The sequence below is a fragment of the Helicobacter acinonychis genome (assembly GCF_900461455.1).
Classification (GTDB): domain Bacteria; phylum Campylobacterota; class Campylobacteria; order Campylobacterales; family Helicobacteraceae; genus Helicobacter; species Helicobacter acinonychis.
The window spans coordinates 473243-498942 of the sequence record NZ_UGIA01000001.1; the positions used below are offsets into that span (position 1 = coordinate 473243).

Genomic DNA, 25700 nt, shown 5'->3' on the forward strand with positions numbered 1-25700 from the left:
AAATAGCGTTGCAACAAGGATTTAAAAATCCTTATTTTAAGACTATTTGCCAAAAACTTGATGCAAGTGCGTAGTGAGAGAGCTAAGATATTGCTCTACTTGGGGGTTTTTCATCACATCATTACAAATAAAAGTGGGCAATGCTGAAAGTCCTAAAAATTGGAACGCCTTATGCAAATGCAAATACAAGCCATCCACGCCTATTCCTTCAAAAAATTCATTAGGGTCATTAAAGGCTTCAATAGGGGCATTCCAGGTCAAACTTAACATGTATTTTTTGCCTTGCATCAAGCCTCCTTTCCCATAGTTTTTGGTAGGATCTTGCGAATCTCTGCCATCGCTAGCATAAAGCTTCCCACGCCCTGAAGTAAAAACCTCATCAATGTATTTTTTCACAATCCAAGGCTCTCCCATCCACCAGCCGGGCATTTGCCAAATAGCCGCATCAGCGTGAAGGATTTTTTCCACTTCTTGATGGGTTTCATAGCCTTGATCCACGATCGTTGTATCCACTTCTATCCCTAAAGATTCTAGAGTCTTTTTTGCATGGTGGGTCAAGGTTTCATTGAGTTTCCCATTAGAATGCCCAAACGCTTTGGCTCCATTAATGATGAGTATTTTTTTCATTTTGTTTCTTTTTTAATAAAATTTTTAATAATAGGGGGTATTCTATCCAAAATAAACCAATACTAAAGCCATTCTATTTTTATTGTGTTAAGATAATGCAAATTTTTATGAAGGAATGGCGATGTTCTACGATGAAAAAAAGACCTATCAAAAGATTGAAGAACGCCTTGAGATAGTCAGATCGTTTAACGCTCATAACGAGCATAAAAACTTGCAAGATGAGTTTAAGGGTGTGGGCATTTCTAGGCGTGATTTATTGAAGTGGGCGGGCATGATGAGCGTGACTCTAGCTTTGCCGGTCAGTTTCGCTCCCTTGACTTTAAAGGCGGTGGAAGTGGCGAACAGATTGCCTGTGATTTGGTTGCACATGGCAGAATGCACCGGCTGTAGCGAGAGCTTGTTAAGGAGTGCAGATCCCACTATTGATAGCATCATTTTTGATTATATCAACCTAGAATACCATGAGACTATCATGGTAGGGAGCGGTTTTCAAGCTGAAAAAAGCTTGCATGACGCCATAGAAAAGCATAAAAATAATTACATTTTAATGGTAGAAGGCGGTATCCCACAAGGCACTGAATACTTTCTCACTCAAGGCCCAAACGCTGAAACAGGGGCTGAAGAATGCAGAAGGGCTGCCAAATACGCAGCCGCTATTTTTGCCATAGGCACTTGCTCAAGTTTTGGGGGCGTGCAAGCGGCTTACCCTAACCCTTCTAACGCACAACCCTTACACAAAATCATTGATAAACCTGTGATCAATGTGCCCGGTTGTCCGCCCAGTGAAAAAAATATTGTAGGCAATGTGCTTTATTACTTGATGTTTGGAGCTCTCCCTAAACTAGATGCGTATAACCGCCCCTCTTGGGCTTATGGGAATAGGATTCATGATTTGTGTGAAAGGAGAGGGCATTTTGATGCGGGCGAATTTGTAGAACATTTTGGCGATGAAAACGCTAAAAAAGGGTTTTGCTTGTATAAAATGGGCTGTAAAGGGCCTTACACTTTCAATAATTGCTCCAAACTCCGCTTCAATTCACACACCTCTTGGCCCATAGGCGCAGGGCATGGGTGTATAGGGTGTTCTGAGCCTAATTTTTGGGATACGATGAGCCCTTTTGAAGAGCCTTTAGCGAACCGCTCCATTAAAACCGCTTTTGATGGCTTGGGGGCTGATAAAGTGGCGGATAAAGTAGGCACGACTCTACTCAGTGCAGCCGCTATTGGCATTGCTGCACATGCACTTCTTTCTAAAGCGATCAAAAATAAAGAGCAATAAGGGATTAAGATGTCAAAAAAAATAGTAGTTGATCCTATCACTAGGATTGAGGGGCATTTAAGGATTGAGGTTATCGTAGATGATAATAATGTGATTACTGATGCGTTTTCTTCCTCTACGCTTTTTAGGGGGCTAGAGACGATCATTAAGGGCAGAGACCCACGAGATGCGGGCTTTATCGCTCAAAGGATTTGTGGAGTGTGCACTTATTCGCATTATAAAGCCGGTGTTACTGCAGTAGAAAACGCTCTGGGGATTACCCCTCCATTGAACGCGCAGTTGGTACGATCTTTGATGAACATGGCGTTGCTTTTTCACGATCATGTGGTGCATTTTTATACTTTGCATGGGCTTGATTGGTGCGATATTTTGAGCGCTTTAAAAGCAGACCCTATTGAAGCTTCAAAACTTGCTTTTAAATACAGCCCTTATCCTATTAATACCGGTGCTGGCGAATTAAAAGCGGTTCAAAAACGCTTGAATGATTTTGCTAAAGGCGGATCTTTAGGGCCTTTTAGTAATGGCTATTATGGGCATAAGACTTATCGTTTAAGTCCAGAGCAAAATTTAATCGTCTTAAGCCACTATCTCAAGCTTTTAGAAATCCAAAGAGAAGCGGCGAAAATGACCGCTATTTTTGGGGCTAAACAACCCCACCCACAAAGCTTAACGGTAGGGGGTGTTACGAGCGTGATGGATATACTAGATCCTACGAGATTGGCGGAGTGGAAGAGCAAGTTTGAAGTGGTGGCCCATTTCATTAACCATGCTTACTACCCTGATTTGGTGATGGCAGGCGAAATGTTTGCTAATGAACAATCGGTCATTAAAGGCTGTGGCTTAAAGAATTTTATCGCTTATGAAGAAGTGTTGCTTGGGAGGGATAAATACCTTTTGAGTAGTGGGGTGGTGCTTGATGGGGATATTTCTAAATTACACCCTATTAATGAAAGCTTGATTAAAGAAGAGGTTACGCATTCTTGGTATCAATATGAAGACACTAAAGAAGTGCAACTCCACCCTTATGATGGGCAAACTAATCCGCATTATACCGGTTTTAAAGATGGCGAGAGCGTGGGGATTGAAAATAAAATGATCCCTACTAAAGTGCTTGACACTAAAAATAAATATTCTTGGATCAAATCGCCCAGATACGATAATATGCCTATGGAAGTAGGCCCTTTAAGCGCGGTAGTGGTGGGTTTAGCGGCTAAAAACCCCTATATTACTGAAGTGGCTACTAAGTTTTTAAAAGACACTAAATTGCCTTTAGAGGCGTTGTTTTCAACGCTTGGGCGAACGGCAGCAAGGTGTATTGAAGCTAAAACGATTGCTGATAATGGTCTTTTAGCGTTTGATGCGTTAGTGGAAAATCTAAAAAGCGATCAAAGCACTTGCACTCCTTATGAAATTGATAAAAATCAAGAATATAAAGGGCGCTATATTGGTCAAGTGCCAAGGGGCATGCTAAGCCATTGGGTACGTATTAAAAACGGCGTAGTAGAAAATTATCAAGCGGTCGTGCCTTCTACTTGGAATGCGGGGCCTAGGGACTCTCAAGGTCAAAGGGGGGCTTATGAAATGAGTTTGATTGGCACTAGAATCGCTGATTTAACCCAACCTTTAGAAATCATTAGAACCATCCATTCTTTTGACCCATGCATCGCATGCTCAGTGCATGTAATGGATTTTAAAGGGCAGTCTTTAAACGAGTTTAAAGTAGAGCCTAATTTTGCTAAATTCTAAAAAGGGATACGCATGGATAAAAAGGTCGTTTTACACAAAGAGTATTCAGGTTTTGTGCGCTTTTTCCATTGGGTTAGGGCTTTGAGTATTTTTATTTTAATTATTACAGGGCTTTACATCGCCTACCCTTTTTTACAACCTGGATCCAGCTTTTATAAAGAAATGTATTTTTTGCAAGCTTATATCCGCTCTTTTCATGTCATGTTTGGGTTTTTACTCATTAGCGCGTTATTCTTTAGAACTTATCTTTTTTTCACTAAAGAAAGCGTTAATGAGCGCAGGAGTTTTAGCCAACTTTTGAGTTTAAAAGCGTGGGTAGAACAAATGAAAGCGTATTTTCTTATTAGTGGCAAACCCCACACTAAAGGAGCGTATAACCCTATCCAACTCGTGGCTTATTTTACCCTAACTATTTTGGTGGTGTTGATGAGTTTGAGTGGGGTGGTGCTTTATTATAATGTCTATCACGCTGGGCTTGGGGCATTTTTAGAGAGTGCTTTTAAGTGGTTTGAGGTGCTTTGTGGGGGGTTAGCGAATGTGCGTTTTATCCACCATTTAGCGACTTGGGGGTTTGTTTTATTTATCCCTGTGCATGTTTATATGGTGTTTTTCCATTCTATTAGGTATGATAGTTCAGGGGCGGATTCTATGATTAATGGCTATGGTTATACCAAAGAATGAGTCAAAAAATCTTAATTCTAGGCATTGGCAATATCCTTTTTGGCGATGAAGGGATTGGAGTGCATTTAGCCCATTATCTCAAAAGGAATTTTTCTTTTTTTCCTAGCGTGGATATTGTAGATGGGGGGACTATGGCTCAGCAACTCATTCCTTTAATCACTTCGTATGAAAAGGTTTTGATTTTAGATTGCGTGAGCGCTAAAGGCGTTGAAATAGGATCGGTGTATGCTTTTGAATTTAATGACGCCCCTAAAGAAATCACATGGGCTGGGAGTGCGCATGAAGTGGAAATGCTGCACACTTTAAGGCTTACGGAGTTTTTAGGGGATTTGCCTGAGACTTTTATTGTGGGGCTTGTGCCTTTTGTGATAGGGAGCGAGACCACTTTCAAGCTTTCACAAGAGATTTTAAACGCTTTAGAAACAGCCCTACAAGCCATAGAAACCCAACTAAAAGCATGGGGAGTGGGTATGCAACGCACAAATAATATTGCATTAGATTGTATCGCTGAACTTTCCTACAAGGGTTTTTGAATTGGTGTTTGTTTTTCTTTTTAAATGCGTTGATGAAAAAACAAACTTGATTTTTACGCCCCTTTTAGAGCAAATGGCACTCAATTTACAAGCGGGTTTTTATAGCGTTTATAAGGATAAGATAACTTCTTTTTACCTCCAAGCGAGTGCTGAAACCACTTTAGAATTCGCGCAAAAACTCAGCGTTGTTTTACCCTTTTCTTTAGATTTTAGTTTTTTGTCTTTAAGCGAAAACACAGAGCCTTTAGACGAAGATCTTTTCCAAACAACAAGCCTTTCAAAATCCCTTTTTATGAACGCTAAAGAGCATCAAGATTTTTTGGATAAAAACACATCTTTGTATGCCAATACTTTAGGTTTTGTTACAAATACGGCTTTTAAGGGGAATACAATCCATAGCCCTAAAGAGCTTATAGATTGCTTAACGCAATTAAAAGAGATGCTTAAAACACAAGATTTTATAACTATCCACACTTCTAGGGGGGTGTTATCCCTTTCTTTAAACAAGCCTTCTCAAAGCGTTATTTTTAGCGCTCTTTCTAGCGTTTTAACCTACACTAAATTGCTTTTAGAAGACGCTAAATACTTGGCCAGTTTGGAAAAACCCTCTATCAAAGCCCATTTAAAAAGCGTGTTTAAGGATACTTTTAAAAATGATGAAATTATAGCCCAATTGCCCTATGAACCTATATTAAATTTATTGTGCCATATTTTACAAGATGAGGGTATAGAATTTGTTTTTGCACATAAAAACAATTTTTGTGAAAACAATTCTTGTGAAGCGCTTTTAAGTTATGAAACGCTTTTTAAAACCCCTAACCGCTTGATTGTGCCCACTAAAAAATTCGTGCTAGAAAACAATCTTGCTCCCATTTCTTTTAAAGATGAGCTAGAGTTTTTAAGCACAACGCCGCATTCCATTATTGTGTATATTAGTTTCAAACACCCTACAAGGCTATTATTGCATGCTAATGGCTCTTTAAAAACGCTTTTAAACACTAGGTTTGATTTCAATGAAATGTTTAATCTTCTCAAACAAGATGAAAAAGCCTCTAGAATGCTACAAAACTACGAGGCTAAATTCCCTAATTTTTATGCGCATTTTTTAGAGCTTTCCAAACATCAGCTAGGGGGCACGAATTTATTGGATTTTTTTCAAATTTTGGGGTTTGTTTTAGGGTATAGCGAGGATTTTCATGCACATAGCGTTATTTCTTTGGCGAAAGAATGCTTACGCCCTAAAGGCCCTAGAATTGATTATAAAATCCTTAAAGACGATTCTTGGAAAATGGCTTTAAATTTTTCAAAAATCATGCACAGTGCGATGAGTTTTAGGCTCGCAGGCGTGGAGAATGAAATTTTGAGTTTGGGGATTTTGGATTCTTTAGCGGAGTTTTTAGGGAATTTCATTTGGGATAATGCACAAAATTTCAGCGTCCAAGAAGTGATTATTGCTGGGGATTTCTTTGGCGAAAAAGTATTTTTGGATTTGTTTGTGCAATATTTCCCCAAAACCCTAACCCTTAAAGTGCATGAGTTTTTGGACTATGAATAGGGGGCTTAAAAACGGATGTGCATCATCACTCCGCCATCCATGTGTTGGGTTTTTTTGCTTTTAGTCCTTTCAAAATAAGGCCCAAAAGACAGGGTTTTATTGAAATCAACAATCGGCACGCTCACCCCCTCTGCAACTCTATTTTTAGGGAGTTGTTTGTAAAACTTTCGATTGCTTTTTTTACGGCTTTTAAGGTTAGGGCTTTTTTCTAAATCCACCCTCTCTAAAGCGCTTTTTTTAGTGAAATCATAAAGCTTTTTGCTATCCTTTTTATCGTTTTTGGTATCGGTTTCTAAATTCGTTGCAAATGCGTTATGACCCATGACAAAGAGAATAAAGGATAAAATTTTAATCATATGCATAAGATTTCCTTTTAATATAGGTAGGCTATCTTAACGTATTAAGTGTAATGATAAGAAAATATCAAGCCACCCATGAATGCATCAATAAAAAGCGTAAGGGAAATATCCAGGCGTCATGCCATACCCATAAGGCATAAGGCCATAGGGCATGTAATAGGGCATGTAGTAATAGGGCATGTAATAGCCTCCATACATCCCGTTTTGCATGGGTGAATTGAGGTTGTCTATGGAATTGTAAAAGCCGTTTAAAGAGCCATAGGCGTTATAATTGCTGAAACGATTGATTAAAGGCGTGGTGTGTGCATCAATGATGGCGTTTTCTTGCTGGATCGCCTTTTCTTCTCTAGCGACTTCTTGAGCTTTGGTTTCTTTAGGGTCTTTGACTATCACTTCTTCTATAGGCACATTCGCCCCACAAGCGCATAACAGATAGGCTAAAAAGCCGGTGTTTAAAAAAAGAATGGTTTTAGAAAAATGAGTGAGTTTGTTGGATAAAAAATGTTTGTAAGAAAAGTTTTTATGCATGGGTTTTCCTAATTAAAATAATTAAAGGTTAACATGTTTTTAATTTAATGTTGATTAAGCGGTGGTTTTTAGGTTATTTTGTTTCATTAAATTCAATAACTAAAATCTTATTTTTGTAGTAGAATACACACAACTATATAGTTAGTGCAAAATCTTAAATTAAAGAAAAACCATGAAAAAGCCCTTTTACTCTCTCTCGTTTTGGCTCCACGCTGAACTCCACGCTGAAAGGAATGGATTCTATTTGGGTTTAAACTTTCTAGAAGAAAGCTATATCCAACAATGGGGGAGTATTGGCAAAAGAACTTTAGCACAAAACGCCTTAAATCAAGCGATCAATATCGCAAACAATTACCCCTCCTACATCTACAAACAACTCGCAAAAGATGTAATAGATGCACAAAATACCTTAAACAAAGTGAAAGATTCAAAAAAAATCGCTAGCCAATTCAAAGGAAAAGGTGGAACGGGTGGTCTTGTCAATGAGCTCAGTTTTGGGTATAAATATTTTTTGGGTAAAAAAAGGTTATAGGGTTTAGGCACTCTCTTTTTTTCGGTTACCAACTTAGTAGTCTTAGTTTTGCTCCTATCGTCAGTTTAATAGCTGTTTCACCCTAGATGTTGCCTATTTTTAGTTCTATGCTTTCTGATTCTGGTAGCGGTTTAATAGCTTTTTTACCCTATGGTTTCAATACGGATTTGCTTATCAATTGGATCGACTATGATAAGCGAGCATCCCAAAAATCCGGCAGAACGCTAGACGCTAATACATTAAAAAGAGCATCAAGGCACATATTTAGAAAATCTTCAGGACTTGTGATCGGCATAGATATAGGGGGTAGCACTTGGTTTTCAAATAACAGTCTTGCACCTAACATTCTTGCGCTGTTTCCAAGTAGCCACACGATTTTTCAATTGTCAGGGAAATTTGGCGTTCGTTTAAATATTGATAAATACAGTTTTGATGAGAATGGTAATGAAACATATCTTGGGGGTTCTAGCGTTGAGTTAGGGGTTAAAGTGCCAGCCTTCAAAGTCAATTACTATAGCGATAATTATGGGGATAAATTGGATTATAAAAGAGTGGTGAGCGTTTATCTTAACTATACATATACCTTTAAAGGGCGTTAAAACACGCTTTTTATCGCTCTTTGATTGTTTGTCTTAAAAAATGAGGTTTTTTACGCCTAACGCCATAAAGCCCCTAGCTTTAGCTATGGTGATGGTTGGCGAAACGCCTTTAGGCGTTAAAATGTTAATATGAAATAGTCGTATCAGCGTTAAGTTAATATGATAGACAAAAATTCTAGCTATTTCTAATTTTGATTTTAAGGGTTAGGTTTTTAACAAGCTTATAAACCCCTATTTTAGGGGATTTTAAAAAATTTCTGATTTCACTTCAAGCTTTTTGATATGAAAATCGCAAAAAAAAGAATGAATATTTTTTCAGCGGTAATATTTCTTAAACCAATTCTTCAAATGTTTTTCATTTTCAGCGATGAAAGGTTTTAGAAGTCTGTTAGGTTTATCCCACTAGCACAAAAAACTCCGTCCTTTAGGGCGGAGATGTAAGTGCTTAGCCGTTAGGCTATTTGAGTATCGTTTTACCTGGATCCATTCGCTTTTTAGTGCATTCTGCTAAAAATCAAAGTTAGCCAATTTAATACGGTTGTTTCTTGCTCTTGTATGTATTGCTTAATCATCTCTAAAGGTGCACCCCCACAACTCCTAGCGAAATAACTAGGCGACCATAAATGCTTCCCCCACAAACTAGTCTCAACGCTTTTAAAATGGTGTTGTCTAGTTAAACGACTGCTAACACCTTTTAAAGAATTAACTAACTTACTCACGCTCACTTTTGGAGGGTAGTTGATAAGCAAATGCACATGATCGCTCTCCCCATCAAATTCTACCAATTCGCTCTCAAAGTCCTTACACACTTTAGCAAACACCGATCCTAAAAAATCTATCACTTCCTTGTTGAACGCTTTACGCCGGTATTTAGTAACAAACACCAAATGCACATGCATTAAAAAACACAATGTCTTCCGTGTCTCATATCATCAATTTTTTTCATAGACCTATTTTAACTAAAAGAGGTTAAAATACTTTTATAAAAGTCAATAAGGGTTTTAAATTCCGCTTGTATCCTACTAAAGAACAACAAGATAAATTGCAACACTCTTTTTTTGTCTATAATCAAGCTTATAATATTGGCTTGAATTTACAACAAGAGCAATACGAGAAAAACAAAGATTTACCTCCCAAAGAAAGAAAGTGGGAAAAATCAAGCGAGTTAGACAAAGCGATTAAACACCACTTGAACGCTAGGGGTTTAAGCTTTAGTAGTGTAGTAGCCCAACAATCACGCATGAATGTTGAAAGGGCTTTAAAGGATGCTTTTAAAGTTAAAAACAGAGGCTTTCCTAAATTCAAGAATTCTAAATTCGCTAAACAATCTTTTTCGTGGAACAATCAAGGTTTCTCTATTAAGGAGAGCGATGATGAACGCTTTAAGATATTCACTTTAATGAAAATGCCCTTTAATGATGTGCATGCATAGAAACTTCCCTCACAATTCTAAAGTCAAACAAATTGTGATCTCTTGCAACCATAGAAAATATTTTGTTAGCTTTAGCGTGGAATACAAACAAGACATTACTCCCATCAAAAACCCTAAAGATTGTGTGGGACTAGATTTGAATATCCTTGATATAGCTTGTTCTTGTGGTGTGAATAATCACAAAAAACTAACGGATTTTAAGCGATACCAAATAGACATGAAAGAATTACTAGGGATAGAAATAGATGAAGAGTTGGATACTAAACGACTTATCTCTACTTATTCCAAATTGTATTCTTTAAAAAAATACTCTAGAGAATGTAAAAGATTACAAAGAAAACAAAGCCGTAGGGCGTTAAAGTCTAAACAAAACAAAACCAAATTAGGAGGTAATTTTTACAAAACCCAAAAGAAATTAAACCAAGCCTTTGACAAGTCTAGTCATCAAAAAACAGACAGATACCATAAAATCACAAGCGAACTTTCAAAGCAATTTGAATTGATAGTAGTTGAAGACTTGCAAGTAAAAAACATGACTAAAAGAGCTAAACTCAAAAATGTTAAACAAAAGAACGCACTTAATAGATCTATCTTAAACGCTTCATTCTATCAAATCATCTCTTTTTTAGACTACAAACAACAGCATAATGGCAAATTGTTAGTAAAAGTTCCCCCACAATATACGAGTAAGACTTGCCATTGTTGTGGGAATATCAACCACAAGCTTAAATTGAACCATAGGCAATATTGGTGTTTAGAATGCGGGTATAGAGAACACAGAGACATCAACGCTGCGAATAATATTTTAAGCAAAGGGTTAAGTCTTTTTGGGGTAGGAAATATCCATGCAGACTTTAAAGAACAAAGTCTTTCGTGTTAGTGTCCATTAGGGCGCTTTAGTTAGGGGTGGTTTCACTAGTGTGGGTTCGGTTTCTTTTTCAAACTCATGTGGTAATTTTTCTGTAATTTCTTTGAATTTTTGATTAAAACCGCTCAAAATACTTGGAGTTATCTTGTCTATGTAAGTTTGTATCTTTTGTTTTTGTAGTTTAATTTGTGGGGTTTGTGGGAGCGTATCCAATTCTTCTAATAATTTTCGTAATTCCAATTCTTGTTTTCTAATCTGTTCAAATTCCACTCTATACTCCTTATCTTTTGGTGTATAATAAGTGTGATCGTACTAGTATGCTTATAAGGATCTAACCCCCATAAACAAGGGATTAGATCACGAATAAGCCTAATATAGCAATTGTGTGAAAATTACTAATACTAGCACTAATACGACAAATACTTTCACATTGATACCTCATAACGAGGTGTCGCTCTCTCTATTCTCCAACCCATTAACTTAACAAAATCAAGCTAATTACTCCAAATTTTGTCGCACATAGGAAATTCAAGAACTACCCTTATCACTTCGTAAGAACTACCCCTTTGTTCATTTTCACCCAAAAATGAGAAACCATACAACTCCGTTATTTAGGCTATTCCAACCCCCAATCTCTCATGCACGTGCATGCGAGTAAAACATTAAAAAACAGCATGCTGTTTAAAAATTTGACATACTCCCCATAGCTAAAGCCAGGGGATTCTAGCTAAAGCAAAGGATGCTTGGAATCAACAAACCCTGCCTACCAAGTAGGTCTTATAGATTCTCCACCAATAAGAGTTGGTGCCCCAACCCTATGAATATTGATAACTGCATTTAAATCCCTATCCAATTCCAAGCCGCAATGTTTGCAATAGTCTTTTCTTTCCTCATCTGTTCTGCCTGTTTTTTTAAATCTTTTTGGCTACTTTTTTAAATCGTGGCAATTTGGCTTGTTTCTTAAAGAATTTTTTATACGCCTTATCTGCCCTTTCAGTTAAGTCTTGCAAGGTTTGTGAGCCTAGCGTTTTTCAAAAAGCATAACGATGGGTCTTTTTTAATTTGGTGGTGTGTTTTTGCAAATCGTAGAGCTTTAAATGCTTTTTAAAAAGTCTATAATAGCGTTTGTGCAATGCAATGATTATACAGCACGCCATAACGCCTTAATAGTGTGTCTATACGCCTATTCTTATTGTTAGTGTAGAGCTTTTGTTTGTAGGCTATCAACATGGTTTTTCCATTTTTCTTTTTGCTTAGGGCGGTTGCTATTTTGTTGGTTTTCAATGTATTGTTTAACACCATTCAAAGGCACACCTCCCGCTGTTGTGAAACAAGAATGAGTCCATAAAGCGGATAGTTTTGTTCTTAAGTGGGTGGATTCTTGTCTTAATATCTTACTGCTGCGACCTTTAGCGGTTTTAATGAATTCCATCACTCCAAAACTTGGATCAATGCCCGCTAAAATGTGGATATGGTCTTTATCTGTTTGCATTTCTATGATTCCCACTCTTAATCCTTTAGCCACTTCTTGAATAATTTCTTTCAATCTTATTCCCACAGCTCCCACTAACACCTTGCGTCTGTATTTAGGACACCACACGATATGGTATTTGCAAGAATAAACAACATTATGATTGCTTTTGTATCAAACAGCGTTACTCATACTTAATATTATCCATAAAAAATAAGGAATACAATATAGTCATAACATTAAATCATTTTTGCCTGTCATATTAACTTAACGCTGATACGGCTATTTCATATTAACATTTTAACGCCTAAAGGCGTTTCGCCAACTATCCCCATGGCTAAAGCTAGGGGCTTTATGGCGTTAGGCGGTAAGTTAAAACAACGCGCATGACGCGTCACATAATTTTGGAGTTTAGTTTTTAGTGGTTTTTTAAGCTAGCGACATCGGTTTGCGCTATCTTGTTTGATTTTGCTTGCACAAAAACAGCTTCAGCTAACGCCTACGCTTTCAAACTGCGATGCACTTTTGTCTGTGCTTCGCTAACGCTTCGCTAATCTGTGTTTGCTTGTCAGCAAACAAGTATCCTCTGCTTTAGCTAGAATCCCCTAGCTTTAGCTATGGGGAGTATGTCAAAAGAATGGCGTATTCAAAACCTACAAGGCAAAAAAATCGCTTGTCATAGAGAATTAGGGCTATCACGCCCCACAATTGATAAGTGGTGGGATTAAGTGTGTTAAAGTTTTGTTTTATGCAAAAATACGCATGTTAAAATAAGTGTAATCATAAAATGTATAGTGATAACTATAGTTGGAGAAAATATGAGCAACTCTAAACTTGTTATACCTAAAATAAGAACAGAAATTACTCGTGAATAACTAGACTTTAAAGAAGTAAGGGATGAGATTTTTTCTTTACTAACATAAAGAGAAAATTGATAATTGACAATAAAGTCTATGTATGTAAACAAAGCAACACTGAGCATATAGGAACTAACAAATAGTAATATATTCGTACTCAACAACAGCACACTAGCAAGTCCAATTAAAAAAATCATGATAGTAGTTATATATCTATTATATAATTTGGCGTTACAGAGATGGATAAGGATTCCTATAACTTGAAATGAAATATAAAAGATAAATAGGTAGTTTTCTGTGATTTGTTTGTTTAGTAAATAGGCTTGCCATAATTGAAAATGGCTTTGAAAGAATATTTGTAAGATTAGGCTGAGTAGGATCAGATTTTTAAGTAGAGGTTTGTCTCTTAATTCTCTAAAACTTTCTTTTACATGTTGCTTTAATATTTGAAATTGTTTGTTTTTTTCTAGTTTGTGAGAAGAATCATCTTTAAAAAACAAAATAATAACCGAGATGCATAGTAATGTGAGCAATACTGATATGTAATACATAGAAACGCCATATTTTAAATATAAAAACGAACCCAAGCAACTTCCAACTATTAACCCTATAAAACTGATTTGGTGGCTTTTTGCAATAAATGTTGATAAATCTTCTTTTTGCTCTTTAATATTGGTAATGAGAGTAGCATCAATAGTGCCCGATTCTAGTGCGTTTGATAATCCATAAATACCCCATGCTAGAATCATGCTGATAAAACTATCTAACCATAAGATACAAAAAAAACTACATACTAAAATCAATTTTGAAACGATAAAAAGTATCTTTCTATTCATTAAATCTGCTAATACACCGCTTGGATATTCAGAGATCAGAACACACAAACTGTAGGTGGCTTGTATAATCATAATTTGACTTAATGATAGCCCTTTATTGAGTAATAAGGGTGTTAAAATGGCATGAGGTAAAGATTGGGCAATAACAAGCAATATTGTTGCTAAATAATAAGATAGTATATTTATTTTTAGTGTTTTATTCATATTGAGAAGCTCTACTTATTGATTGTGATTAGAGCAAAAAGCACATTTATAATCTATGCTAGATAATAAGGTGTGTGTTTTGAAAGTTTTATTGTCAATTCCAAATCGGCAATTCAACGATTTTATAGAGTTAAAATCACTAGACATAAATTGTATAATATCTGAAATTGCCAAGCTAGAAGCGATGGAATTATTTAAGAAAGTTGATGGTGCTTGCATACGCTCATTTATGAGATATATATCTAGATTTTCATTACCATCTTTTTTATTGTCTAGAGCAAAACGATTATGACAAAAAGGACAACAAGATAATGATGGGATATAAAAAGGACCTATAAGAGATATATCATTTAAATAGCCAATATTTAGAAATGGAATACGATATTTGCAAAATAATCTCGTCGATAGTTGCACTGTGTTTGGATTATCTCCAGAGATAACTCCAAACAAATTTTCTTTTTTATGTTTAGAAAAAGTTTGACCAACACATGCAGTAAAACTAGTTTGATAATATTGCATAAATAACCTTTTATGAATGAATATTGATTTAAATAAAATAATAAATTTTAAATAATTGCACTCTACACTCTAATAGAGTGCAAGTTCTGAGTTAATTGCGGTATGATAATTTCATGACTTACTCCTTGTTAATTTTGAAGATTATGAAAACAATATTGAAGATTATAATCTTTTTGTTATATTTGGTCAATTTGTTATTCAGTAATATCATTATGGGTCAATCTAATTCAAAAGTATCCTCTGCTTTAGCTAGAATCCCCTAGCTTTAGCTATGGGGAGTATGTCAAAACCTAGCTTGAAACTCTTCATAGCCTTTTTTTCTTAATTGGCATGCTAGGCATTCCCCACAGCCATAACCATAAGCATGCAAAATCTTTCGCTCCCCTTGATAGCAGGTGTGCGTTTCTTTGATGATTAAATCCAAAGCCCCTAAATCTTTAGCCATTTGAAATTCTTGTGCTTTACTTAAAAACATTAAAGGGGTTACAATCTTAATAGTAGTGTTTGAGCCTAAATTTAATGCATGTTCAATGCTTTTAATAAAATCTTCTTTACAATCCGGATAGCCGCTAAAATCCGCTTGTGAAACCCCTAAAGCGATGTTATTAGCCCCTAGTTTTTGTGCATAAGAATGCAAAAGGGTGATAAAAATTGCGTTACGATTAGGCACAAAAGAATTGGGTAAATCTTTGTTTTGCACATGTGAATGCCCTATTAAATCGTTAGAGTTTTTAAAAAGTGCAGAGTGGGTGATATTTTCTAAAAAATCTAGTTGAATGATTTCATAGGGGAGTTTTAAAAGAGAAGCGATTTTTTGAGCGCATTCTAATTCCACAGAGTGTTTTTGCGCGTAATCAAACCCTACTAAATAGACTTTTTTAAAACGCTTTGCCGCCCATATGGCCAAGGTGGTGCTATCTTGTCCGCCACTAAAACTAATCACACAAATTTCTTGTCCCATCAAAACCCCTTAAAATTCTAAAAAGATATAATAACACAAAGAAATTGAAGAGCAAAAAGCGTGTTTGAGTTAGAAGAAGAATTAAAAGAATTGTTTGATCTTTATGAAAAATCCCATTATGAGCTTTACTTGGTGGGAGGGTGCGTGCGCGATTGTTTAATGGGCTTTGCCCCTAAAGATTATGACTTGACTTCAAACGCTTTAGTGAGTGAAAGTAAAGAACTTCTTTTAAAACACCATTTTAGGGTGCTAGAAACCGGTATCAAACATGGCACGATCACAGCCCTTAAAAACAATAAAAGCTATGAAATCACAACTTTTAGGGTTGAAAAGGGGCATATTAAGCACAGAAGACCTAAAGAATTGGTTTTTAGCGCTCATTTAACAGACGATTTAAAACGGCGCGATTTTAGCATGAACGCCATCGCTTATAGCCCTACAAAAGGCTTAATTGATCCTTTTAAAGGGCAAAATGCGATTGAAAATCGCATGATTGAATGCGTGGGCAAAGTGCGATTAAGGTTTTTTGAAGACGCTTTAAGGATTTTAAGGGCGTTACGATTTGGTGCGACTTTAGGGTTTAAGATAGAAACAAACACCAAAAGAGCGGTTTTTGCATGCAAGGATTTGTTAAAACACCTTTCCAAAGAACGCTTGCAAAGCGAATTGAATAAGCTTCTTATGGGGAAAAACGCCTATGGAGTCATTAAAGAGTATCAAGAAATTTTAGAGTTGGTTATTCAAGAGCGTTTAGAAAATGTAGAGTTTTTAAAAAACGCCCCCTTTAATTTAGAATTAAGATTATTAGGGTTTTTTACGCATCAAAAAAGTTTAGAAAATTTACGCTACCCTAAAAAAATGATCATTTTATTCGCTAAAGCTAAAGAATGCCACCAAGCTTTTTTGAATATCCACAATAAAACAGAATTAAAATTTTTATTAAAAAACTATGATTTAGAGCCTTTTAATTTGGCTTTAGATTTTTATGCGTTAGAAAACCCCAAACACGCCTTAAAAATCAAAGGCTTGTTAAAAGAAATCTTTAACGCTAATGAGCCTTTTAAAAAAGAACACCTAGTCCTTAAAGGCGGTGCACTTAAAAACTACCAGCACCAAAAAATAGGCGAAATTTTAAACGCATGCTTAGATCTAGTCATTACAAACCCTAAAAACAATTCTTTAGAGTTTTTGATAGAGTGGGTTAAAAGTAAGTATTGATTGGGTTAGTTTTTAAAGCGCTTTTTAACCTTGATTGTGTCAAAATACAGCAAAAAATTTTAATTGAGAGCGTATGGACTTTAAGAATAAAAAATGGCTTTTTCTAGCCCCTCTAGCAGGCTATACGGATTTGCCTTTTAGAAGCGTGGTGAAAAAATTTGGCGTGGATGTGACCACAAGCGAAATGGTGAGCTCGCATTCGCTAGTGTATGCGTTTGATAAAACTTCTAAAATGTTAGAAAAATCCACTTTAGAAGATCATTTCATGGTGCAAATTTCAGGCTCTAAAGAAAGCGTAGTCAAAGAAGCGGTTGAAAAAATCAACGCTTTAGAGCATGTGAGTGGGATTGATTTTAATTGTGGTTGTCCTGCCCCCAAAGTGGCTAATCATGGTAATGGTAGCGGATTGTTAAAGGATTTAAACCACTTGGTGAAACTCTTAAAAGTGATTAGAGAAAACACCAACAAACCCATCACAAGCGTGAAAGTGCGTTTGGGTTTTGAAAAGAAAATCCCCAAAGAAATCGCTCATGCACTCAATGACGCTCCAATTGATTATGTGGTGGTGCATGGAAGGACACGAAGCGATAAATACCAAAAAGATAAAATAGATTATGAAAGCATCGCCTTAATGAAAGAGATTTTAAAAAAGCCTGTGATAGCCAATGGCGAAATTGACAGCGTGAAAAAAGCCTTTGAAGTCTTGCAAATCACGCAAGCTGATGGGCTAATGATAGGGCGAGCAGCCTTAAGAGCCCCATGGATATTTTGGCAAATTAGGAATAACACCACAGAATTACCGGCGGTTGTAAAAAAAGACTTGGTTTTAGAACATTTTGATAAAATGGTGGAGTTTTATGGGGATAGGGGGGTTGTCATGTTTAGGAAAAACTTGCATGCTTACGCTAAGGGCGAAATGCAAGCGAGTGCGTTTCGTAATTGCGTCAATACCCTTACAGAAATAAAGAGCATGCGAGAGAGCATAGAGGAATTTTTTAATCAAGAAATGTTGCAAGGTGAAGTGCCATTATGGGTAGAATTGAATCAAAAAAGCGTTTGAGGGCGGTTATTTTTTTAGCCAGTTTGGGGGTTTTGTGGGGTAGTGCTAGTGAAAAAACGCCTTTTTTTAAAACTAAAAATCATATCTATTTGGGTTTTAGGCTAGGCACAGGGGCTGATACACGCACGAGCATGTGGCAACAAGCCTATAAAGACAACCCTACTTGCCCTAATGGCGTGTGTTATGGCGAGAAAATAGAAGCCCATTATGAAGGGGGCGAAGACTTTTCTAAGAATTTGTCCTATCAAAAAATGTCTTATCAAAACTTGTCTTATACTGGTCAAATAGGCGATGAGATAGCCATTGATAAATACCGTATTTTAGGCTTAAGGGTGTGGGGAGATATAGAATACGCTAAGGCTCAATTAGGTCAAAAAGTGGGGGGGGATACCCTTTTATCTCAAGCGAATTATGACCCAAGCACCATTAAAACTTACGATCCTACTTCAAACACTCAAAGCCCTTTAGTCTTGCAAAAAACCCCAAGCCCCCAAGACTTCCTTTTCAATAACGGGCATTTCATGTCGTTTGGCTTGAATGTGAATGTGTTTGTTAATCTCCCCATAGACACTCTTTTAAAACTCGCCTTAAAAACAGAAAAAATGCTGTTTTTTAAAATAGGCGTGTTTGGTGGGGGTGGGGTGGAATACGCCGTGTTGTGGAGCCCTAATTATCAAAACCAAAACACCAAGCAAGAGGATAAATTTTTTGCCGCAGGTGGGGGGTTTTTTGTGAATTTTGGGGGTTCTTTGTATATAGGCAAGCACAACCGCTTTAATGTGGGGTTAAAAATCCCTTATTATAGTTTGAGCGCTCAAAGTTGGAAAAACTTTGGCTCTAGCAATGTGTGGCAAGAGCAAACCATCCGACAAAACTTCAGCGTTTTTAGGAATAAAGAAGTTTTTGTCAGCTATGCGTTTTTGTTTTAAATTTTACCCAATAGCACTAAAAAATCCCTAAATAAAGTGACGCTAAGCGTCCCCATAATGGCGGTTACGAAGAGATTCACGCCCATAAAGATTTTTTGGTTGTTTAAAAGTTTAGAGCCATAACGTAATGACAAAGTGCATAACAATAAAAGCCAAGAGAGAGCCGCTGATAAAGTGCCAGCTAGAAAGACAAATTTTTGCACTAAATTAAAAGGCAAAGCACTTGCACCAATGAGAAACACCATTTCCAAATACACTTGTGGGTTGAGTAAAGTAACGCCTAAAGTGAATAATAAAGTCTTTTTTAAGGATAGTTTTTTAGGGGTTTGGACTTGCTTTTTTTTAAAGGTTTGAAAAAGGGTTTTGAACGCTAAAAAAGCATAAAACCCAGTAAAAAGTGCCCCAAATAGATTTAAAGACAGGCTCAAATAAAGGTTTTTAGCGAAATAAGCCCCCACGCCAAACACGCCCATGCTCATCAATACAATATCGCACATAAAACACAAGACGCAAATCAAAAACACATAATTTCTAGCCATCCCTCTTTCCACAATAAACAAGGATTGCGCTCCCACCGCTGCGCACAAAGAAATAGCCAAAATAAAGCCTTCTGCAAAAATCATAAACATTTTATGCCAGTCCTTTTATTAAAAATAAGCCCCAAATGATTTTAAAACGATATTTTAAAATTTTAGGGTTTAAAATGACCTTTATACGCTAAACATAAAATCTAAAAAATGCTAAAAAGCATTTTTTTAAGATAAATAGTAAAGAGCTTGCGTCAAACAAGTGATAACTCCTTAAAGCGGTCTTCTTTGGTTAGGTGGATATTAAGGGGATTAAGGGGGGTGTTATCGCAAAATATCCCCCTATCCCCTTAAGGAAATGAGTTTTACCATAAAAGTTGAAGTTAAAAAACCCTATTTTGATATTTTCAGCAGTTTAATAATGGATTAAAATTAATGCGCTAAAATCATGGAATTTGCTGTCGTTGTGTAGCAAAAATTTGACAATAAGGGATCGGTAATGAGAAAGAGTTTGGCTTTTTGCCTAATGGTTGCACTTGGCTTGCAAATTCTAGGGGCTAGAGACTTTTCGTCACTCAAAAACGAGGAGCTTTTGAAGTTGGCAGGCACTCTGCCTTCTAGTGAGGCGATTGATTATCGCATGGAAGTGTCCAAACGCCTTAAAGCTTTAAATGCTGAAGAAGCCAAGAAATTCCGCGCGAATTTCAGCCGGATCGCTAGGAAAAATCTTTCCAAAATGAGTGAAGAGGATTTCAAAAAAATGCGCGAAGAGGTGCGTAAGGAATTGGAAGAAAAAACCAAGGGCTTGAGCGCTGAAGAGATCAAGGCAAAAGGGCTTAATGTGAGCGTTTGCAGTGGCGATACGAGAAAAGTTTGGTGTAGGGCTGTTAAGAAGAAAGAAGAACATTGCTCTCCTAAGTGAGATAACCAGTTGATTAAAAAGGATAGAACATGAAAAAAGCGTTGAAAATACTTTCTATTGGGGCGTTGTTGTTTATGAGTTTAAACGCAAAAGATTTCAGCAAAACAAGCGATGAAGATTTGGCTAAAATGGCTGGGATTGTCGCTCCGCAGGATATTGTGGATTATACTAAAGAATTGAAAATGCGCATGGGAAAAATGCCTAAAGACAAGAAAATGGCGTTCCACAAACAATTGCATGAGTATGCAATTAAAAACACGGATAGCATGACCGTGGCGGACTTTGAAGCCCATCAAAAAGCCATTCAAGAAGCCCTTAAAAAAGGCAACATGGAAGACATGGATGATGATTTTGGGTTGAGATCATGCAAGCATGGGAAAATGCACAAGCACGGCTCTCATGATAAACATGGCAAAGGGCATGATAAGGGGCATGACAAAGATCATGACGATAAAGATCATGACCACCATGACGATGATCATGGCGAAAATAAGCAATAAGGCTTAATTGCACCGCTTGTTATTGACACTTCAAACCTTTTGGGCATGAATCCTAAACGCTTTGAGCGTTTGGGGTGTGTGCTGTTAGCTATCGCATAAAATATCATTAGTGATTTGTATTCGTTGGTTTTTAAGTAGAGTATGGTATAATTTCAGCCATTTAAATTTTTTAAAGGATAACACATGGCTTATATTAACCAAAACAGCGAAATGTCAATACTTGTGCATGTATTTAACACCGCCGTATTTAACAACTCCGCATTTGATGACATAACGCTAGCTGATTTAGGTGAGGAACAGATGAGCGTGGAATTAGAGAGCGATAGTGTGAATAGGTTACTAGCGGTCACTCAAACCATAATAAGCTCAATATTTTTGTGCCAGCGGTAATTAAAGTCCCAATCCTTAAAACAAGCCCATCGCATGAAATATGGCTTAACGCTACAATACAAAACCCTATTTTAGGCGAATGCACTTTAAAAGACGACGCAGGGTATCAATGTGTGATAAGACAAGTAACTTTAGACTCCAATGTTAGAGATTTAGGAACAAGCACCGAATTTACGATTAAGGGCGACTTTTATCCCAACTAAGATTTGATTAAAATTCCAGTCAAAAAAACAAAATCTAAAATCGCTTTAGCGTTTCAAATAATCCTTAAGTTCAAGATAAATAAGCGGATTTTCTCGTATCAGTTTCAATAAAACTTGATACAAGTTTCCCTTATATCTAACCCATACTTTTTAATTCTTCTTTTAGCAAGAGAGCCATTACCCACCACTTGAAAGATGCCTTTGTAGTTTCTTTTAGCATGCCAAGATACTGGCATTTTTGAATTGACTTTTCACCCTCTTTTGCTTCTTATTTTTTTGACTCTAATGTAGCTTTCATTTTCTATTCCGCCATTTAATGCGGCATCTTTTCATATTCTTTAACCATTAAAATACTAATCTGTTTGATGATTTTATTGATGGTTGGTTTATGAGTGGTATTTGTTATTTAGAAAAACTAAATATCCATTGAAAACCTTGAATTATTTCTCTAGAATTTTACTTTGAGAAATTCTTAAACGAACCACACATTCACTTAAAACTATGTTTATAGTAACTTAAAGCTCTTTTTTAGAGCTTAAGTTATTTTGACCCTTGTATTTAAAATCCCTTTTTTTAGTGTGGCATGCTTTCCACAAACGAACCAAGCGACATCAATTTTTTATAGCGGTTGTCAAGGAAATGAGGGTCTTGTTGGATAGTCCTTAGAGTGTCTAAAAAATACTCTTTGATTGTATTAGCCGCTGAGATTTTGTTTCTATGAGCCCCCTTGCTAGGCTCTAGGATAATATCATCAATAAGCCCTGCTTCTTTTAAGTCTCTAGGCGTGATTTTCATCGCTTTAATAGCCACTTCAGTCTTGCTAGGATCATCCCAAAGGATCGCCGCACAACCTTCTGGGGATATAACGCTAAAAATGGAATATTCCATCATCGCCAACTTGTCTGCAACCGCAATCGCTAACGCGCCACCACTACCCCCTTCACCGATAATAATAGAAATAGTAGGGACTTTTAAGGAAGCAAACTCTTGGAGATTTTTAGCGATCGCTTCGCTTTGGCCTCTTTCTTCTGCACCAATTCCTGGATACGCTCCAGCCGTATCTACAAGCATTAAGATAGGCAAATTAAACTTTTCAGCAAACTTTGCCATTTTCAAAGCTTTACGATAGCCGCAAGGATTGGGCATGCCAAAATTTCTTAAAAGTTTGTTTTTAGTCCCTCTGCCTTTTTCTTCTCCGATCACCACAACTGGGATATTATCAATTTTCCCTATAAAACACACGATCGCTTTATCATCATTGTAATGTCTATCCCCAAAGACTTCATACTTATCTTTTAAGATCAAATCAATGTAATCCATAGCGTAGGGTCTATCAGGGTGTCTTGCTAACTGGAGTTTTTGAAAATCAGTGAGATTGGAGTAAATGGTTTTAACTTCCTTATCCAATCTTTTTTCTAAGATTTCTTTAGCGTCCTCATCGCCTCTAATGAGGGCTAATTCAATTTCATTTTGAATCTCTTTAATATGATTTTCAAAATCTAAATAAATGGCCATTCAAAATCCTAGACTTTGTAAAACTAGACTTTTTTGAAAATCACAACACCATTAGTGCCACCAAAACCAAATGAGTTGCTCATCACCGCATTCACTTGCTTTTCTCTAGCCGTATTAGGGATATAATCTAGATCGCATTCTGGGTCAGGCGTTTCTTGATTGATGGTGGGAGGTAAGATCCCTTGATTCATCGCCATAATGGAAATAACGGCTTCTAAAGCACCCGCAGCCCCTAAACAATGCCCAATCTGCCCTTTAGTGGAGCTAACAGGAGGAACTTTTTCTTTAGAGCCAAACACATTTTTGAGAGCGATGCTTTCATACCAATCGTTATAATGCGTGCTAGTCCCATGGGCATTCACATAGCCTATCTCCACTTTCGCCATTTCTAAAGCCATTTTCATGGCTCTAAAAGCCCCTTCGCCCTCAGGGGCTGGGGCTGTGATATGGTTAGCATCGCCACTCTCACCATATCCGGCAAATTCTGCATAAATTTTCGCCCCCCTTTTTTTTGCGCTTTCATATTCTTCAAGCACTAAAGCCCCAGCACCTTCCCCCATCACAAAACCATTGCGATCTTTATCAAAAGGTCTTGAAGCTTTTTTAGGCTCATCATTTCTTGTAGAAAGGGCTTTAATGCTTGCAAACCCACCAATGCCTACAGGACAAATGGTGGATTCTGCTCCCACGACTAGCATTTTATCAGCCCCACCAAGTAAAATGGTTTTAACCGCTTCAATAATCGCATGAGTGCCAGCTGCACAAGCCGTTACGACAGAGAGATTAGGCCCTTTAACGCCAAACTCAATAGAAGTGAAACCTCCGATCATATTCACTAACGCAGAAGTGATAAAAAAGGGATTGACTTTTCTAGGACCTTTTTCAAAACAAAAAATGGAATTCGCTTCAATATTCCCCAATCCGCCAATTCCAGAGCCAGAGCTTACGCCCATGCGATTAGCCAATTCTTCAGGGCATCTATTTTGAGCGTCTAAAATCCCACTATCTTTCATCGCCTCTCTTGCAGCTTTCAAGGCTAATTGAATGAAACGACCTGCCTTTTTAACATCTTTGGGATTCATCACCTCTGTAGGGTCAAAGTCAGTGATTTCTCCAGCAATACGCACAGGAAACGCACTCGCATCAAAACTTTCTATGTTTTTGATACCGCATTCCCCCTTAGCGATCGCCAAAAAAGAATCTTCTTTATTTAAACCTAGCGAATTGATCATCCCCATTCCAGTTACTACAATCCGACGCACCAATAGCTCCTCATTTCAAAAACTTTAATTCAATAAAACTAGATTTTAGCTAAAACTAAATTTTTAAGTAAAACTTGGAGACAAACGCTCCAAGTCAAAAAGATTAGGCTAGTTTATTATCCTCAATATACTTCACCACATCGCCCACATTGACGATTTTTTCCGCTTGCTCATCAGGAATTTCAATGCCAAACTTTTCTTCTAACGCCATGATTAATTCCACGACATCTAAAGAGTCCGCACCCAAATCCTTCACAAATTCCGCTTCTAGTGTAACTTGCGCCGCATCCACATTCAACTGCTCAGTAATAACTGCTTGAATATCTTCAAATAAAGCCATAATCAAAACTCCCTTGTTTTGTAAAAATTAAATTGAATTATTGGAGCGTTTATTTTTGCTCCAAAACATCTAAAATTCTATACAACAAATAAATTATGATGAGAAACAATATTAAATAAATAATCCCCATTTGACTAACCTCTTTGTTTTAGAATAACCTCATAATGGTAGCATGATTTTTGCTACTTACAAACTATTATGGTTAAAAATATTAGGGCTACATATAAAGTCCGCCATTAACCTTGAGAGTCTCTCCGGTGATATAACTAGAGTGATCACTCAAAAGAAACGCTACCGCTTCTGCCACTTCCTTAGTAGCCCCTAGCCTGTTTAAAGGAATATTTTTAACATAATCCGCTTTGAGTTCGTCTTTCAAATTAGCGTTCATGTCGGTTTCTATAAAACCGGGCGTTACAGAGTTAAAACGGATATTCCTTAAAGCTCCCTCATAAGCAAAGGACTTGCTCATCGCAATCATCCCCCCCTTACTCGCTGAATAGTTTGTCTGCCCCATATTGCCTCTCTCACCAATGATAGAAGCGATATTGACCACGCTCCCAAAACGGCTTTTGCTCATCACCTTTAAAGCTTCCCTACAACCTATAAAAGCTGAAGTGAGATTGTTGTCTATGACATGGTGAAAATCTTCTGTTTTCATTTTGATCGCTAATTTATCGCACACCACACCAGCATTATTCACCAAGTAAGACAAACCTCCATCGCTTTGGACAATGGTTTGTATCGCTTCAACAAAATCGTTTTCAGAAACCGCATCAAATTTGATAACAGCTACCCTATGACCTTTTTCTTCAAGTTCATTTTTCAAAGCGTCAGCCACTTCTGCATTACTGCGATAGTTGATCCAAACTTTTAACCCCATAGAAGCGAGCGTTCTTGCAATCTCGGCCCCAATGCCTTTAGAAGCTCCCGTAATGAGAACATTTTTCCCTGTAAAACGCATGATTGTCCTTAATTAAATTTTTCTCAAAGCCTTTTATAGTCTTGATTCATAACGCCTTAACATATAAAGACGCTTTAAAATCTTCTTTTTAGCGCTGATTTTTTGCTTTTTGTGCTTTTCAGTTTTAGACTCAAAGAATCTTCTTGCACGGCATTCTGTCACCACTAGATTACGATCAGTTTGCTTTTTGAATCTTCTGTAAGCTTCATCAAACGCATCGCCTTCTCTAACCTTAATCCCTGGCATACGGTTATCACCTCTTTTCTATAGCTTAAAATCATTGCTC

Annotated in this window: 22 protein-coding genes and 8 pseudogenes; 13 read left to right on the forward strand and 17 right to left on the reverse strand. The window is 37.0% G+C overall.

Going from position 1 to position 25700, the window contains the following annotated elements:
* Positions 1-42: 42 nt before the first annotated feature.
* Positions 43-627, reverse strand: a complete 585-nt coding sequence (gene mdaB / locus DYI00_RS02160) for an NADPH:quinone oxidoreductase MdaB (RefSeq protein WP_011577653.1) — start codon at positions 625-627, stop codon at positions 43-45.
* A 121-nt stretch (positions 628-748) separates the two neighbouring features.
* Between mdaB and DYI00_RS02165 the strand changes: the two genes are divergently transcribed.
* Genes DYI00_RS02165 through DYI00_RS02185 form a run of 5 tightly spaced genes read left to right on the forward strand, consistent with a single transcriptional unit; the run spans position 749 to position 6421 of the window.
* A complete protein-coding gene (locus DYI00_RS02165) occupies positions 749-1906 on the forward strand; it encodes a hydrogenase 1 small subunit (protein ID WP_011577654.1) in 1158 nt (385 codons plus the stop codon).
* Positions 1907-1915: 9 nt separating this feature from the next.
* Positions 1916-3652: a nickel-dependent hydrogenase large subunit gene (locus DYI00_RS02170; protein ID WP_011577655.1), complete on the forward strand. Its 1737-nt coding sequence runs from the start codon at positions 1916-1918 to the stop codon at positions 3650-3652.
* Between the two features lie 12 nt (positions 3653-3664).
* Complete coding sequence (cybH, locus tag DYI00_RS02175) at positions 3665-4333, forward strand: Ni/Fe-hydrogenase, b-type cytochrome subunit (protein ID WP_011577656.1); 669 nt, start codon at positions 3665-3667, stop codon at positions 4331-4333.
* Entirely contained in the window at positions 4330-4866 is a 537-nt protein-coding gene (gene hydD / locus DYI00_RS02180) for a hydrogenase biosynthesis protein HydD (RefSeq protein ID WP_011577657.1), read from the forward strand. Before cybH ends, hydD begins: the two co-directional genes overlap by 4 nt.
* A 1-nt stretch (position 4867) precedes the next feature.
* Positions 4868-6421, forward strand: a complete 1554-nt coding sequence (locus tag DYI00_RS02185) for a hypothetical protein (RefSeq protein ID WP_041600191.1) — start codon at positions 4868-4870, stop codon at positions 6419-6421.
* A 5-nt stretch (positions 6422-6426) separates the two neighbouring features.
* Here DYI00_RS02185 and DYI00_RS02190 read toward each other — a convergent pair whose 3' ends face one another.
* The gene (locus DYI00_RS02190; RefSeq protein WP_011577659.1) at positions 6427-6783 is read right to left on the reverse strand and encodes a hypothetical protein; all 357 of its coding nucleotides are present in this window, start codon (positions 6781-6783) and stop codon (positions 6427-6429) included.
* 81 nt (positions 6784-6864) lie between these two features.
* A complete protein-coding gene (locus tag DYI00_RS02195; RefSeq protein WP_011577660.1) occupies positions 6865-7308 on the reverse strand; it encodes a hypothetical protein in 444 nt (147 codons plus the stop codon).
* A 172-nt stretch (positions 7309-7480) separates the two neighbouring features.
* Between DYI00_RS02195 and DYI00_RS02200 the strand changes: the two are divergent.
* Positions 7481-8439, forward strand: a pseudogene (locus DYI00_RS02200) (outer membrane protein).
* Between the two features lie 494 nt (positions 8440-8933).
* On the opposite strand, the pseudogene tnpA (DYI00_RS02205) reads toward DYI00_RS02200, so the two are convergent.
* Positions 8934-9385: pseudogene (gene tnpA, locus DYI00_RS02205) on the reverse strand (IS200/IS605 family transposase).
* Positions 9386-9421: 36 nt separating this feature from the next.
* Here tnpA (DYI00_RS02205) and DYI00_RS02210 point away from each other — a divergent pair.
* Positions 9422-10751, forward strand: a pseudogene (locus DYI00_RS02210) (RNA-guided endonuclease InsQ/TnpB family protein).
* An 18-nt stretch (positions 10752-10769) separates the two neighbouring features.
* On the opposite strand, the pseudogene DYI00_RS02215 reads toward DYI00_RS02210, so the two are convergent.
* The 7 genes and pseudogenes from DYI00_RS02215 to queC form a co-directional block, all read right to left on the reverse strand.
* Positions 10770-11009, reverse strand: a pseudogene (locus DYI00_RS02215) (replication initiation protein); the annotation flags it as partial.
* Between the two features lie 493 nt (positions 11010-11502).
* Positions 11503-11622, reverse strand: a pseudogene (locus DYI00_RS08330) (hypothetical protein); the annotation flags it as partial.
* A 40-nt stretch (positions 11623-11662) separates the two neighbouring features.
* A pseudogene (locus tag DYI00_RS08710) lies at positions 11663-11969 on the reverse strand (RNA-guided endonuclease TnpB family protein); the annotation flags it as partial.
* Complete coding sequence (tnpA, locus tag DYI00_RS02230; RefSeq protein ID WP_225236265.1) at positions 11935-12342, reverse strand: IS200/IS605 family transposase; 408 nt, start codon at positions 12340-12342, stop codon at positions 11935-11937. The gene tnpA (DYI00_RS02230) and the pseudogene DYI00_RS08710, both read right to left, overlap by 35 nt.
* 601 nt (positions 12343-12943) lie before the next feature.
* Positions 12944-14107, reverse strand: a complete 1164-nt coding sequence (locus tag DYI00_RS02235) for an MFS transporter (RefSeq protein ID WP_011577671.1) — start codon at positions 14105-14107, stop codon at positions 12944-12946.
* A gap of 15 nt (positions 14108-14122) precedes the next feature.
* A pseudogene (locus DYI00_RS02240) lies at positions 14123-14587 on the reverse strand (ThiF family adenylyltransferase); the annotation flags it as partial.
* Positions 14588-14909: 322 nt separating this feature from the next.
* Positions 14910-15587 carry a 7-cyano-7-deazaguanine synthase QueC gene (gene queC / locus DYI00_RS02245; RefSeq protein ID WP_011577673.1) on the reverse strand — a complete coding sequence of 226 codons (678 nt, stop codon included), beginning with the start codon at positions 15585-15587 and terminating at the stop codon, positions 14910-14912.
* Between the two features lie 60 nt (positions 15588-15647).
* Between queC and DYI00_RS02250 the strand changes: the two genes are divergently transcribed.
* The 3 genes from DYI00_RS02250 to DYI00_RS02260 all read left to right on the forward strand — a co-directional run bounded on the left by DYI00_RS02250 (position 15648) and on the right by DYI00_RS02260 (position 18794).
* Entirely contained in the window at positions 15648-16805 is a 1158-nt protein-coding gene (locus tag DYI00_RS02250) for a CCA tRNA nucleotidyltransferase (protein ID WP_011577674.1), read from the forward strand.
* Between the two features lie 73 nt (positions 16806-16878).
* Complete coding sequence (locus tag DYI00_RS02255; RefSeq protein ID WP_011577675.1) at positions 16879-17865, forward strand: tRNA dihydrouridine synthase; 987 nt, start codon at positions 16879-16881, stop codon at positions 17863-17865.
* Complete coding sequence (locus DYI00_RS02260) at positions 17835-18794, forward strand: outer membrane beta-barrel protein (protein ID WP_041600192.1); 960 nt, start codon at positions 17835-17837, stop codon at positions 18792-18794. Before DYI00_RS02255 ends, DYI00_RS02260 begins: the two co-directional genes overlap by 31 nt.
* Here DYI00_RS02260 and DYI00_RS02265 read toward each other — a convergent pair.
* Positions 18791-19423 (reverse strand): LysE family transporter, encoded by a 633-nt coding sequence (locus DYI00_RS02265; protein ID WP_011577677.1) that lies wholly within the window; start codon positions 19421-19423, stop codon positions 18791-18793. The genes DYI00_RS02260 and DYI00_RS02265 overlap by 4 nt on opposite strands.
* Before the next feature lie 397 nt (positions 19424-19820).
* Here DYI00_RS02265 and DYI00_RS02270 point away from each other — a divergent pair, with 397 nt between their 5' ends.
* The 3 genes and pseudogenes from DYI00_RS02270 to DYI00_RS02285 all read left to right on the forward strand — a co-directional run bounded on the left by DYI00_RS02270 (position 19821) and on the right by DYI00_RS02285 (position 21336).
* Positions 19821-20243 carry a DUF1104 domain-containing protein gene (locus DYI00_RS02270; RefSeq protein WP_011577678.1) on the forward strand — a complete coding sequence of 141 codons (423 nt, stop codon included), beginning with the start codon at positions 19821-19823 and terminating at the stop codon, positions 20241-20243.
* 29 nt (positions 20244-20272) lie between these two features.
* A complete protein-coding gene (locus DYI00_RS02275) occupies positions 20273-20743 on the forward strand; it encodes a sialic acid-binding protein (protein ID WP_011577679.1) in 471 nt (156 codons plus the stop codon).
* 183 nt (positions 20744-20926) lie between these two features.
* Positions 20927-21336, forward strand: a pseudogene (locus DYI00_RS02285) (hypothetical protein).
* Between the two features lie 573 nt (positions 21337-21909).
* Here DYI00_RS02285 and accA read toward each other — a convergent pair.
* The 5 genes from accA to rpsU all read right to left on the reverse strand — a co-directional run bounded on the left by accA (position 21910) and on the right by rpsU (position 25660).
* Complete coding sequence (gene accA / locus DYI00_RS02290) at positions 21910-22851, reverse strand: acetyl-CoA carboxylase carboxyl transferase subunit alpha (RefSeq protein WP_011577681.1); 942 nt, start codon at positions 22849-22851, stop codon at positions 21910-21912.
* Between the two features lie 23 nt (positions 22852-22874).
* Positions 22875-24113 (reverse strand): beta-ketoacyl-ACP synthase II, encoded by a 1239-nt coding sequence (locus DYI00_RS02295; RefSeq protein ID WP_011577682.1) that lies wholly within the window; start codon positions 24111-24113, stop codon positions 22875-22877.
* 103 nt (positions 24114-24216) lie between these two features.
* The gene (gene acpP / locus DYI00_RS02300; protein ID WP_011577683.1) at positions 24217-24453 is read right to left on the reverse strand and encodes an acyl carrier protein; all 237 of its coding nucleotides are present in this window, start codon (positions 24451-24453) and stop codon (positions 24217-24219) included.
* A gap of 217 nt (positions 24454-24670) precedes the next feature.
* The gene (gene fabG / locus DYI00_RS02305; protein ID WP_011577684.1) at positions 24671-25414 is read right to left on the reverse strand and encodes a 3-oxoacyl-ACP reductase FabG; all 744 of its coding nucleotides are present in this window, start codon (positions 25412-25414) and stop codon (positions 24671-24673) included.
* Positions 25415-25447: 33 nt separating this feature from the next.
* On the reverse strand, positions 25448-25660 hold the full coding sequence (rpsU, locus tag DYI00_RS02310; RefSeq protein WP_011577685.1) for a 30S ribosomal protein S21: 213 nt from the start codon (positions 25658-25660) through the stop codon (positions 25448-25450).
* Positions 25661-25700 lie beyond the last annotated feature (40 nt).

Bases quoted from the DNA above. Each gene is read 5' to 3' on its own strand.
- accA (WP_011577681.1), bottom strand. From the start codon at position 22,851: ATGGCCATTTATTTAGATTTTGAAAATCATATTAAAGAGATTCAAAAT.
- cybH (WP_011577656.1), top strand. From the start codon at position 3,665: ATGGATAAAAAGGTCGTTTTACACAAAGAGTATTCAGGTTTTGTGCGC.
- rpsU (WP_011577685.1), bottom strand. From the start codon at position 25,660: ATGCCAGGGATTAAGGTTAGAGAAGGCGATGCGTTTGATGAAGCTTAC.
- mdaB (WP_011577653.1), bottom strand. From the start codon at position 627: ATGAAAAAAATACTCATCATTAATGGAGCCAAAGCGTTTGGGCATTCT.
- DYI00_RS02270 (WP_011577678.1), top strand. From the start codon at position 19,821: ATGAGAAAGAGTTTGGCTTTTTGCCTAATGGTTGCACTTGGCTTGCAA.
- hydD (WP_011577657.1), top strand. From the start codon at position 4,330: ATGAGTCAAAAAATCTTAATTCTAGGCATTGGCAATATCCTTTTTGGC.
- DYI00_RS02170 (WP_011577655.1), top strand. From the start codon at position 1,916: ATGTCAAAAAAAATAGTAGTTGATCCTATCACTAGGATTGAGGGGCAT.
- DYI00_RS02195 (WP_011577660.1), bottom strand. From the start codon at position 7,308: ATGCATAAAAACTTTTCTTACAAACATTTTTTATCCAACAAACTCACT.
- acpP (WP_011577683.1), bottom strand. From the start codon at position 24,453: ATGGCTTTATTTGAAGATATTCAAGCAGTTATTACTGAGCAGTTGAAT.
- DYI00_RS02255 (WP_011577675.1), top strand. From the start codon at position 16,879: ATGGACTTTAAGAATAAAAAATGGCTTTTTCTAGCCCCTCTAGCAGGC.
- DYI00_RS02235 (WP_011577671.1), bottom strand. From the start codon at position 14,107: ATGAATAAAACACTAAAAATAAATATACTATCTTATTATTTAGCAACA.
- DYI00_RS02275 (WP_011577679.1), top strand. From the start codon at position 20,273: ATGAAAAAAGCGTTGAAAATACTTTCTATTGGGGCGTTGTTGTTTATG.
- queC (WP_011577673.1), bottom strand. From the start codon at position 15,587: ATGGGACAAGAAATTTGTGTGATTAGTTTTAGTGGCGGACAAGATAGC.
- DYI00_RS02260 (WP_041600192.1), top strand. From the start codon at position 17,835: ATGGGTAGAATTGAATCAAAAAAGCGTTTGAGGGCGGTTATTTTTTTA.
- DYI00_RS02165 (WP_011577654.1), top strand. From the start codon at position 749: ATGTTCTACGATGAAAAAAAGACCTATCAAAAGATTGAAGAACGCCTT.
- DYI00_RS02265 (WP_011577677.1), bottom strand. From the start codon at position 19,423: ATGTTTATGATTTTTGCAGAAGGCTTTATTTTGGCTATTTCTTTGTGC.
- fabG (WP_011577684.1), bottom strand. From the start codon at position 25,414: ATGCGTTTTACAGGGAAAAATGTTCTCATTACGGGAGCTTCTAAAGGC.
- DYI00_RS02190 (WP_011577659.1), bottom strand. From the start codon at position 6,783: ATGCATATGATTAAAATTTTATCCTTTATTCTCTTTGTCATGGGTCAT.